The following is an 11,830-nucleotide window of genomic DNA, read 5'->3' as shown; positions in this document are numbered from 1 at the left end:
ACGTGCTTTATTTTACTACAAATTTTCTAGTTGTCAAAATTACTACGTGCTTGCTCACGTTCACGCTTACGTTTACGCTTTGCTTTTCTAATTTGATGACGTTCTTCAAGCTTACGTTTTTGCTGACGATCTTTTTGAATGGCCTGTTTAATCTTCTTCTTGTAGCCTGGCTTTACTTTTTTCTTGGTTTTCTTAACCATACCAATCATGCGGTTATCAAGTTTATGGTTGCGCGTTTGACGATTATCTCTTCTGTGATAGTGAGTTCTTTCAACTAATTCACCATTTCTAAGATCTTTAAAGTCAAAATGAATACCCAATTTTTCTAAGTCCTCAATCTGACTCATTTCATCATCATAGATTAAGGTAATGGCATGTCCTTCAAGCCCGTTTCTGCCTGTTCGACCAATTCGGTGAATTACAAATTCTAAGTCTTTTGGAATTTCATAGTTAACAACTAAGCTAACACCGGGTACATCAATTCCACGAGCAGCTAAGTCACTAGCTACGACGTATTGATATTGTCCTTCTCTAACTTGACGAATAATTCTCTTTCGTTCGCGTTCAGTAATTCCACCATGAATTTTTGCCACTTTAAGGCCTTGTTCTTCAAGGTAGTCCGTTAATTCATCAACAGTCTTTTTCGTATTAGCAAAAACAAGGGCTAAATATGGCTGTCCCATTGTTAATAACTTATACAAAATTGATCTCTTGTCTCTTGAACCTACGTCAATTAAATCATTTTGAATCGTTGGCGCAATAATTGCCGGATTGTCAATAACGATAAATTCTGGCTTTGACATGTACTTTCTTAAAAAGTTTTCGAGCTTAACAGGGATCGTGGCTGAAAATGCACCTAAGACTGCTTTTTTTTCCAACTTAGACATAATTTCATCCATTTGACTTAAAAAGCCCATATCTAAAGTCATGTCAGCTTCATCGATAATAAAAGCTTTTACATTCTCCAAGTTAATAAACTTTTTGGATGCAAAATCATGTAAACGACCAGGGGTTGCAATAATTAATTGTGGAGCTCTACTTTCAGCCTTTTCAATTTGGCGATTACGGTCATTTCCACCGCCTAAATATTCAATTGAAATATTTAAACCACTAGCATCCCTTAACTGACGCGCAACTTTATATAATTGATTAGCCAATTCACGACTCGGTGCAGTAACAATTGCTTGTGTTACAGGTGCGTTCTCATCAATCATATTCAAAATTGGAATCAAATAAGCATGAGTCTTTCCAGATCCCGTTGCAGCTTGCACTACAACATTCTTTTTATTTAAAAGTGCTGGAATAACCGAAGACTGTACTTTAGTCGGTTTCTTAAAATTAATTTTTTCTAATCCGGCTTGTAGTTCTGGCCGGATTTTTTCATTTTGAAATATACTACTTGTTTGTGCCATGTTCTTCTTTATACTTCTTTGTTACTTCTACTACTTCATTAAAGACTTGTTTTACTTCATCCATGTCTTTTGCATTAGCTCCAGATGCTAGGGCATGACCTCCACCATCGTGCTGTTCAGCTAAATGGTTAATAACAGGTCCCTTTGAACGATAATGAACGCGGAAAGTTCCATCTGGCTTTTCTACAAATACATTCCAAGCTAAAACATCTTTAATTCGACCAGGAGTTGAAACAGCAACATTTGCTTGATCGTCAGTTAACCCCATCTTCTTCAAATCATCTTGCATCAAAATTGTATAAGCAGCCCCAACTGGATCAATATCCATCTTATCCATTGCTAAAGCTTGTAATTTTGCTTCATCAAAAGTAACATCAGCAATTTCTCTAGCAATATCGGTAATATTAATTCCAGTTTTAGTTAATTCAGCCGCAACATCAAAAGTATGAGCTGAAGTTTCAGGATACATAAATCTTCCCGTATCACCTACAATACCTGCATATAAAGCTGCTGCAACTTCCTTAGTAATTGGTAAGTTTTCTGCTTTTAAGAAATCAAAAATAATTTCAGAAGCAGCTGGTGCATCTGGATCAACATAGCTCATATCTGCGTATGGATCTACATCTGGGTGGTGGTCAATCTTAATTAGAAGATCACCTTTGTCATAATTTTTGTTAGAAATACGAGGAGTATTTGCAGTATCGGTTGTAATAACTAAAGCACCCTTGTAGTCTTCTGGCTTAACCTCATCCATCTTGTTAATCCAAATTAAGTCACCTTCATCATTTTCACCAGCACAAAGGATCTTTTTATCAGGGAAAGCTAGTCTCAAAGATCTAGCCAAACCAGCTTGAGAACCAATTGCATCTGGGTCTGGACTAGTGTGACGGTGCAAAATAATTGTTGGATATTCTTTTATCTTTTCATAAATTTCATCAAAAGTTGCCATTAATTTTTTCTCCTAAATTTTTCTTTTTATTTTATCATTACTCATTATCAAAAATTTCTAGCGATATATTCTCAACGGGATGCTCTTCAAAATCAGTAACAGTAAGGCCTAAAAGCCGGATTCCAGTTGAAAGCATGCTTTTTTCTGTCGCAAACAAAGCACGCCCAGTATCGTAGATAACAATTTTATCATTAGTGCCCTGCTTTAGCTTCCTTCTTTTAGTAATTGTCTTAAAATTAGCATCGCGTACTTTTAAGACAACACAATTTGCAAGAAAGTGGCGCTCCTTTAAGCTTTTTTCAAGTTCTCTACTATATGACCGCAATTTTGTTAAAGCAGTATTTTCATCAAATAAATTTTGATGAAAAGTACGTTCAATGCCAATTGACTTTCTATTTCTTTCTGAATCAGTCACGACACTTCTTAAGTCAATACCATGCGCATGCTGCGCCATGAGATAACCCATTCGATTAAATTTTTTAATTAAAATATCAGTTGGAATTTTTCTTAGATCGGCCCCAGTATAAACCTCCATCTCTGCCAGTTTTTCTTGGGTCTTTGGTCCAATACCAGGGAAGTTCTTTATTGGTTGTTTTGCCAAAAAATCGCGAGCACCTTCTGGTTTAATTACAGTTCTCCCAAAAGGCTTGGCATATTCTGAGCCCATCTTAGCTAAAAACTTGTTATAAGAGACCCCAAATGAACTAGTCAAACCAATTTTTTGATAGATTCTTTCCTGAAGTAAAGCGGCAATACGAACTGGATCGGTTAAATTAAGCTTATTTTCAGTAACATCTAAATATGCTTCATCTAACGCAACAGATTCTACGCGATCAGTTATCTTATGCATCAATTGATGAATTTCAGCTGATACAGCACGATATTTTTCAAAATTTGGTTGAATAATTACCAACTTCTCTGCTGGTATTAATCTTACCGCCTTAGCCGTCGGCATCGCTGAATGAGCTCCATAACGCCGGGCAATATAATTCGCTGTCGCTACAACCCCATGACCCTTATTTTTCTTCGGATCTCCACCAATTAAGACAGCTTTATTTCTAATTGATGGATTATCCCGCATTTCTACTGAAGCATAGAAGGCATCCATATCAATATGAATAATCTTACGGCTCGTATTGTTTTTAGGCAGTAAATCCATTAGCGGTAAATCCAATTCTCGCTATCTTTTTCAAAAATATGATTACTTGATTCCGTACCGAACTTACCACTTGGATATTGTTCAAGCTGCTTAACATCTTTATTTTCATCTTGCCAAGCATCTTCAACTGCATCAACGAACTTCCAATATTGCTTCAATTCTGACCAATGAGTAAAGTTAGTTCTATCTGCTACAAACACATCATGAAGCAATCGTTCATAGCCATCTGGAACTTGCTCCATTTCTTCCTTAGAAAACTTATAACTAAGGTTTTCTCTTTTTAACCCTTCAGAGGTAATCTTCTTTCCATTAATTGTGAAATAGATTTCACTAATCGGATCAATAATAATTGAGATATTATTTGAATGTGCACTATCGTATAAATTATTCATATGGTGAAGAACAATATCAATGCGAGAAACCTTATCCTTCATTTTCTTACCAGTTCTAAAGTAAATTGGCACATCAGCTACTGGACCCTTTTTGAATTTAACTTCTCCAGCTACAAATGTTTCCACTTTAGAGTCTGGTGCAACTTGATCAGCCTTTAAATACTCTACTTCATTATCATCAGCCAAATATTGTCCCCGTGAGAAATGCCTTTTAACCATTTCTGGAGTTGGAATTACTAGGCTATCTAATAATTCTTGTTTAGCTTGGTGAATATGGTCTGAATCAAGTCCTTTAGGCTCAGGCATAGCTAAAAGTGTAATAATTTGGAAAATATGGTTTTGAACCATATCACGTAAAGCACCAGATGTTTCGTAGTAACCACCACGAGTCCCTACTCCTAGACTTTCTGCTAAAGTTACTTGCATATTTGCGATATAGTCATTATTCCAGATATTCTTAACAATTGGATTAGTCATTCTTAGAGGCATAATATTTTGAACCATTTCTTTTCCAAGATAGTGGTCAATTCGATACACCGACTCTTCATCAAAACTTTCGCCAATTTCTCGGTTTAACTTTTCTGCTGAAGCTAAATCATGACCAAATGGCTTTTCAATTACTAAACGGTTAAAGCCGCTACCAAGCAATTTTTGATCATTAATGTGAGTAGCAATTGTACCAAAAAATCTTGGTGCCATAGCCATGTAGAAAATTCGATTTCCTTCTGCTTGATATTTTTCATCAAGTTTAGCTGCTAATTCTTTTAAGGCAATGTAGTGACCAATATCAGTTACATCGTGAGACTGGTAATAAAAATGTGAAGCGAATTCTTTTGCTTCTTTTTCATCAAAGTTGTCACAGCTTTCTTTAACAGCTTCAACTACTTGTTCTTGCAAATATTCATGGCTCCAAGGTCTTCTAGCTGTACCAATTACAGCAAAATGATCATGAATTAAACCTTTTTGATACAAATTAAATAGAGCTGGATAAAGCTTTCTATGAGCCAAATCCCCGGAACCGCCAAAAATAATCATAACAACTGGAATATTTTTCATTCTAACTACCTACTTAATAAAAATTAACTTTACCAATTCTATTTTACAATACTAGTCATGACAATAAAAAAATAAAAAACGTCCTTGCGGACGTTTTTTATTTTTCTTCTGAATTAGTGTTTTCAGTTGTATCAGTAGCTTTTTCTTCTGGCTTACTGTCTTTTTCAACAGTCTTTTCTTCAGTTTCAACTTTTTCTTCTTTAGCTTCATTAGACTTAAGGTCTTGTGTAGGAGCTGCAGCAGTTGGAAGAACACGACGAATAGCCATTCTTTCAAATGTTAAAAAGATTCCGTCTGCATCAATAACGACAGTCTTATCACTATCATTAATTGAATCAACTTTACCATGAAGACCATCAACCATAATTACTTGGTCGCCCTTCTTAAGTTCAGACATCATCTTCATACGTTCTTGTTGCTGCTTTTTTTGTGGCTTGATCATTGAGAAATAGAAGAAAACAAAAATTGCAATCATTGCAATGATCAGAAAAATATTATTCATACCAGCAGCACTTTGTGCTAAGAAAAATGTATTCAAAGTATTACACCTCATTATTTTTATTAATTAACATTCAAATAATAATTATACCGTATTTTTAGCTTAACTAAAAACTTACTTTTCATCTTTTGGCGGATAACCTAATTGTAGATAAGCTTTTTGTGTAACGCTTCTGCCTCGAGGAGTTCGAGTAATAAAACCTTTTTGCAGTAAGTACGGTTCATATACTTCTTCAATTGTATCTGTATCTTCCCCTACATTAGCTGCAATTGTCTTAATTCCAACTGGACCGCCGCCATAGTTTTCAATCATCATTCTTAAAAGTTTCCGGTCTGTCTGATCTAGTCCTTCATCGTCAACTTCTAACAAATGAAGTGAATGCTTAGTTGTTACTAAAGAAATAGCTTCTTCACCCTTTACTTCAGCAAAATCACGCACACGTTTAAGCAAGCGGTTAGCAACACGAGGCGTTCCACGAGAGCGACGCGCTAGTTCAATTGCTGCTTCAGGATCAATCTTTGTATTAAAGACTACACTAGATCTTTGAATTATTTTTTCCAAATCTTCAACAGAATAATACTGCATGTGTTCAATAATTCCAAAACGATCTCTTAGCGGTGCAGACAATTGACCGGCTCTAGTGGTTGCCCCAATTAAAGTAAAAGGAGGTAGCGGTACATGGACTGCATGTGTTGTTTGACCTTCTCCAACAACAATGTCGATATAAAAGTCTTCCATTGCTGAATAGAGAACTTCTTCCACGGGTTTTGCTAAACGGTGGATCTCATCAATGAATAGAACATCCCCCGGATTCAATTCTGAAAGCAGCGCTACTAAGTCTCCAGCCTTTTCAATTGCTGGTCCGGATGTACTCTTTAAATGAACCCCCATTTCATTAGCAATTACAAAGGCCAAAGTAGTCTTACCTAATCCAGGAGGTCCATACAAAAGAACATGATCTAAAGCTTCATCACGTTGTTTTGCTGCCTTAATGTAGATTTTCATCTCGCTCTTAACTTTATCTTGTCCAATATATTGAGCAAGTAGTTGCGGACGCAGCGATAATTCGATTGTTTCATCTTCTTCACTGCTTTCTGCTCCTATAATTCGTTCTTCCTCGTTCACATCTTTCACTTCCCTATCATCAATTAATTTCTAAATTTTATTTCTTAAGTAGTAAAGCTAATGCTTCCTTAACGTAACCATCAGCAGTATTTTCAGGTAATTTTGCTAATTTTGGCGTAATTCGATCAACTTCTTTTTGGGTATAACCAAGTGCTACTAAGGCAAGTAAAGCATCTTGCAGACTTGGAGTAAGATCGGCAGCAGCAGTTGATTTTTTTACATAGTCGCCTAGTTTTCCCTTCAAGTCTAAGACAATCTGGGAAGCAGTCTTTTTTCCTACTCCTGGGAAACGAGTCAGGTATTTTACTTCACCATTTTGAATTGCACTAGCCAAAGAATCAGTATCTTCAGCAGCCATAATTGCCACAGCAGACTTAGGTCCAATTCCTGAAACGCTTAATAATTTTAAAAATAATTCTTTATCTTCTAAAGACAAAAAACCATATAAAGTAATTCCGGTATCTCTTACAACTTGCTCAACGTAAATTGTTGCCGGTTGATTTTCATCATAACTATAAGGAGTGGGACAAAGAATCTTATAGCCAACTCCGTTTACATCTAGAACGATATAAGCTGGATCAATTTTTGTCACTATTCCCTTGAGATATTCAAACATTTTACCTACTCATCTTTTTTAAACATCTTGTTAAGATCATTTTCGCTTAACTGGATAATAATTATTTTTCCTTCAAAATCCTGATAAGGATCACTACTATTTCTTAATTCTTTTAACAACTCTTGTGCTTCAACTGGATTGAGCATTCTTCTTCTAGCACTTTGACGCATAGTTATTTCGCCAGCAATTTGCGTTTTAAGCTTAGAAATATCATGCTCAGTTTGATTTAAATATAAGTCCAAAATCATCCGGACATTTTTTTCCACATCTGGCTGAAGCCACATAGGATATGTTCTCAAGATCAGGCTATTTTGACCAAAATCTTCTAAAAATAAGCCAAATTCTTGAAGATTTTCTAGATTTTCTTTTAATTTCAAATAATCAACATTGCTAAAGTCCAAAATTAAGGGACTAAGAAGACCTTGCTGAGAAATATTTTCACTATTTAAATCTTGAAGAATTTGATCATAAGCTAAACGGCGATATGCGTTAACCTGATCAATTAAATACAGATCTTCCTCATGGTGAGCAATCAAATAAGACTTAGTTTGTCCCATATAAGTCAGTTCAGGTAGATTATTAGCTAAAATTTCATCTCCAGATGAGATAATACTATCATCTTTTCCTTGAATATCTTTTTCTTCATCAAAAGGACTCAATTGTACTTGTTGATTTACATTGTGATCCCAAGTTGCCGTAATCACATATTTATCATCATTACGCACCTGGTCTAAGCTAACAAAATTAGCAGCAGTTTCATGCACTTCGGCACTTTGGTCAGCTTCAACTTGCGGAGTAAATTCAACAGGACGAGCAGTATTAACTACATCCTTATTTAAGTTGAATTTCAATTGGTCAATATTAGTTGATTTTTTAGGCGTTAATAAATTATTTAACCCTGAATCAAGCTGATTATTTTTTTCTAAGGCTTCAGAAATACTAGTAGTTAACAGACGCTCTAACTCTTGTTCCTTTGACAAACGCACTTCTTGCTTAGTTGGATGAACATTGACATCAACTAGAAGTGGATCAAGTTCAATCTTTACTACTGCAATCGGATAACGACGCGGTCTTAATTTATTGCCATAGCCAGCCATAATTGCTTGGGTTAACCGGTAGTTTTTGATATAGCGTCCATTTAACAATAAGGAAATAAAGTTACGATTTGAACGAGTAGTATTAGGGTCAGAAATTAGGCCGCTAATCTTAAAATCCGGACTATCTCCCTTAAGGATGTTCATCTTTTCAGCAAGCTGCCGACCATAAATATTAGCTATATCTTGCCTTAAATCATCACGTCCATTAGTCTTCAACAAGACTTTGCCATTGTTAGTTAAGGTAAACGAAACGTCTGGATGTCCTAAAGCTAAACGGTTAACAATATCAACAATCTTTAAAATTTCAGTTCTTTCAGAGCGCAAATATTTTAAACGAGCTGGCGTATTAAAGAATAAGTCGCTAACTGTAATTTTGGTTCCTTTAGGCGAAGCTGCATCTTCTTGAAGCTTCTTTTCACTACCCGAAAAGATTGCTCGAACGCCACCTAAATTATCATTACTTGTCGTTACTTCTACATGAGAAACAGCTGCAATTGAGGCTAAAGCTTCTCCGCGAAATCCTAAAGTAGAAATATTAAATAGGTCCCGTTCAGTCGCGATCTTACTAGTTGCGTGACGAGTAAAAGCTAAATCAATTTGATCTTTAGCAATTCCGCTACCATTATCTTGAACTGTAATTTGCTTTAACCCAGCGTCAATAAAGTCAATTCTGATTCGCTTGCTTCCGGCATCAAGAGAATTTTCACATAATTCTTTTACAACACTCGCTGGTCTTTCAATAACTTCACCAGCTGCAATCTGATTAGTTAGTTCAGGTGACAGTTCATGAATTTTACTCATGATTCTCAGTCCTTATCCTTCAATTCCTGCTGCCACTGAGCCACTAATTCCATAACTTGGAGAGGTGTCTTGTCAGCAAGATACACATTTTGAATCTCATCTAATACATCTTTTTCATCATCTGAAATTGCTGGTGCACTCGCTTCTTCAGGAACAAAGAGATCAAGTTGTTCACTAGCTGGTTGCAGTTCACTAGCGCCTTGCTTTTCTAACCGCTTAAGCATTGTTGTTGCTTCACGCAAAACCTTGTGTGGTAAACCTGCTAATTGCGCAACATGAATACCATAAGATTGATCGGCAGGTCCTGGAAGAATCTTGTGTAAGAAAATTAACTTTCCATTTTCTTCTGTTGCTCCTACATGAATATTCTTCAAATGCTTAAGCGTTTGATCTAAATCAGTTAATTCATGGTAGTGTGTAGCAAACAAGGCCTTTGCGCCAACCTTATCATGAAGGTATTTAACAATTGCTCCAGCAAGCGCCATCCCATCATAAGTAGCTGTACCTCGGCCAATTTCATCAAACAAAACTAGCGACCGCTTAGTTGCATGTTGCAAAGCGTCGTTTGCTTCGCTCATTTCTACCATAAAAGTACTCTGGCCAGAAATCAAATCATCTGCTGCACCAATTCGAGTAAAAATTTGGTCAAAAATTGGTAAGGTTGCACTATCGGCTGGAACAAAAGAACCAATCTGCGCCATAATTGCTATTAAAGCCATCTGACGCATATAGGTTGATTTACCAGACATATTTGGTCCCGTAATCAAGAAAATATTAGTATCTTGATCCATCTTCACGTCATTTGGAATGTAGCTACCTGCAGTCATAACTTGTTCAACAACTGGGTGGCGTCCATTAACTACATTAATTTCTTGCTTATCAGTCGCAAAGTTAGGACGAACATAATTATTTTGTTCACTGACTGTCGCAAAATTAGTTAAAACATCTAGACTTGCAATTTGTTTAGCTAGTTTTTGCAAGGCAGGGATGTACTTTTTAACATCTTCTCTCAGCTTTACAAATAAATCATATTCTAGACCAGTTGATTTTGCCTCAGCTTCTAAAATTAAAGCTTCATGTTCCTTTAAATCAGGCGTAATGTAACGTTCTGCATTGGTTAGAGTCTGCTTTCTAGTGTAGCGATCAGTTGGCACCTTACTCTTATTCGAATTTGTAACTTCAATATAGTAGCCAAAGACCTTGTTATAACCAACTTTTAGATTATTGATTCCAGTTACTTCACGTTCATGACTCTCCATTTCAGATAGCCACTTCTTACCATTATTCATGGCATCGCGGTAGCGGTCTAATTGTTCTGAAACGCCCTCTCTAATTAATCCACCTTCTGTAGTTGGAAGTGGTGGATTATCCACAATAGTGTTGACGATTAGGTCATGAATCCCTTTTAGTGGGTCAATTTGTTTAGCATAGTTTTGCAGATGTGGATTACTTGTTTCAAGCAGTGCATTCAAAATTTCAGGAATTGCACCTAAAGAATGCGCTAATTGAAGCATTTCACGTGCATTAACTGAACCAAAGGCAATTCGACCAGTTAATCGTTCTAAGTCATACACACCTTTTAAGCTGTCGATAACTTTTTCACGGGTAAAGTAATCATCAAGAAGGGCTTGAACCATTTCTTGACGACGCGTAATTTCTGTAACTGAAAGAAGTGGTCGTTCAATCCAAGATTTTAATAACCGTCCACCCATGGCAGTACTAGTCTTATCTAAAAGCCAAAATAAAGAACCCATCTTCTTAGATGTTTTAGCTGACTTAATTAACTCTAAATTAGTTTGAACCGTGTGAGACATTTGTAAGTATTGCGTTGGTTCGTAGCTTTGAGCCACTTGTAAGTGTGCTAAGCTACGCTTTTGGGTTGAAAGAAGATATGCGACGAGTTGCTTAGTAGCTTTAATTTCAGCGTCATTAGTTAAGTTTTGAGCTACGTAAGAAATTTCTGCATGTTCACCTTCAACTTCAACAGGTTCAGAAACAGTAATGTTAGCCTTCTTCAAAAAATCCTTATTTAAGTCAGTTAAGTGGCCGTTATACACAACTTCTCGTGTTTGAAGGGATAATAATTCGTTTGCTACTCCTTCAAAGTCAGCTAGATGAGTGGAAAAAGTTTCCCCAGTGGATAAGTCACTGTAGGCTAAACCGAAGCCAGAATTTGTAGAAATAACAGAAGTTAAATAGTTGCTGTCTTTTGCTTGATCTGGCCGCTCTTGCATCATGGTACCTGGCGTAATTAATTGAATAATTCCGCGTTTAACCATCCCTTTAGCTTTTTTCGGATCTTCAAGTTGTTCACAAAGCGCTACTTTATAGCCTTTTTCTACTAAAGTATTAACGTAAGTATCCACAGCTAAATGAGGCACGCCTGCCATTGGAATTGGATTTTTAGTTTTATTTGAACGATGAGTTAAGGTTAATTCTAGAATTTGTGCGCCTTTGATTGCATCATCTTCAAATAATTCATAGAAATCACCCACACGATAAAACAAAAACGCATCGGGATATTGTTCCTTAATTTCGTAATATTGCTTCATCATTGGTGTCGTATCTTTTTTTGCCATTCGTTACCAAATATCCTTTCTTCCAAAAACCTATGTTCTATTATAACGTAAAAATCACTTAAAAATGTTAACTCTTGTGGCGCAAAAAAAGTGTCTGGGAAAAAACTAATTCCTAAGACATGAAAAAAGAACGATGATTTCCTTT

General features: G+C 36.2%; 9 protein-coding genes. All 9 read right to left on the bottom strand.

Annotated features, from left to right (window positions below; all coding sequences use genetic code 11):
* Positions 1-26: 26 nt before the first annotated feature.
* Complete coding sequence (locus CP370_RS06115; protein WP_087713232.1) at positions 27-1,412, bottom strand: DEAD/DEAH box helicase; 1,386 nt, start codon at positions 1,410-1,412, stop codon at positions 27-29.
* Positions 1,396-2,361 (bottom strand): bifunctional oligoribonuclease/PAP phosphatase NrnA, encoded by a 966-nt coding sequence (locus tag CP370_RS06110; RefSeq protein WP_004895675.1) that lies wholly within the window; start codon positions 2,359-2,361, stop codon positions 1,396-1,398. Before CP370_RS06110 ends, CP370_RS06115 begins: the two co-directional genes overlap by 17 nt.
* Positions 2,362-2,398: 37 nt before the next feature.
* Positions 2,399-3,520, bottom strand: a complete 1,122-nt coding sequence (gene dinB, locus CP370_RS06105) for a DNA polymerase IV (RefSeq protein ID WP_004895676.1) — start codon at positions 3,518-3,520, stop codon at positions 2,399-2,401.
* Entirely contained in the window at positions 3,520-4,968 is a 1,449-nt protein-coding gene (zwf, locus tag CP370_RS06100; RefSeq protein WP_087713233.1) for a glucose-6-phosphate dehydrogenase, read from the bottom strand. The genes dinB and zwf overlap by 1 nt, the downstream gene beginning before the upstream one ends.
* Positions 4,969-5,065: 97 nt before the next feature.
* On the bottom strand, positions 5,066-5,521 hold the full coding sequence (gene yajC, locus CP370_RS06095; protein ID WP_087713234.1) for a preprotein translocase subunit YajC: 456 nt from the start codon (positions 5,519-5,521) through the stop codon (positions 5,066-5,068).
* A 60-nt stretch (positions 5,522-5,581) separates the two neighbouring features.
* Positions 5,582-6,601 carry a Holliday junction branch migration DNA helicase RuvB gene (gene ruvB, locus CP370_RS06090; RefSeq protein ID WP_004895679.1) on the bottom strand — a complete coding sequence of 340 codons (1,020 nt, stop codon included), beginning with the start codon at positions 6,599-6,601 and terminating at the stop codon, positions 5,582-5,584.
* 28 nt (positions 6,602-6,629) lie between these two features.
* Entirely contained in the window at positions 6,630-7,208 is a 579-nt protein-coding gene (gene ruvA / locus CP370_RS06085; protein WP_011161604.1) for a Holliday junction branch migration protein RuvA, read from the bottom strand.
* 5 nt (positions 7,209-7,213) lie between these two features.
* Positions 7,214-9,106: a DNA mismatch repair endonuclease MutL gene (mutL, locus tag CP370_RS06080; protein ID WP_087713235.1), complete on the bottom strand. Its 1,893-nt coding sequence runs from the start codon at positions 9,104-9,106 to the stop codon at positions 7,214-7,216.
* 5 nt (positions 9,107-9,111) lie between these two features.
* Entirely contained in the window at positions 9,112-11,685 is a 2,574-nt protein-coding gene (gene mutS, locus CP370_RS06075) for a DNA mismatch repair protein MutS (RefSeq protein ID WP_012845721.1), read from the bottom strand.
* Positions 11,686-11,830: the final 145 nt, after the last annotated feature.

The sequence above is a fragment of the Lactobacillus sp. UMNPBX19 genome (assembly GCF_002553805.1).
GTDB lineage: Bacteria > Bacillota > Bacilli > Lactobacillales > Lactobacillaceae > Lactobacillus.
Note: the sequence above shows the minus strand (reverse complement) of the source record. Positions and strands in the feature narration are given on the sequence as shown.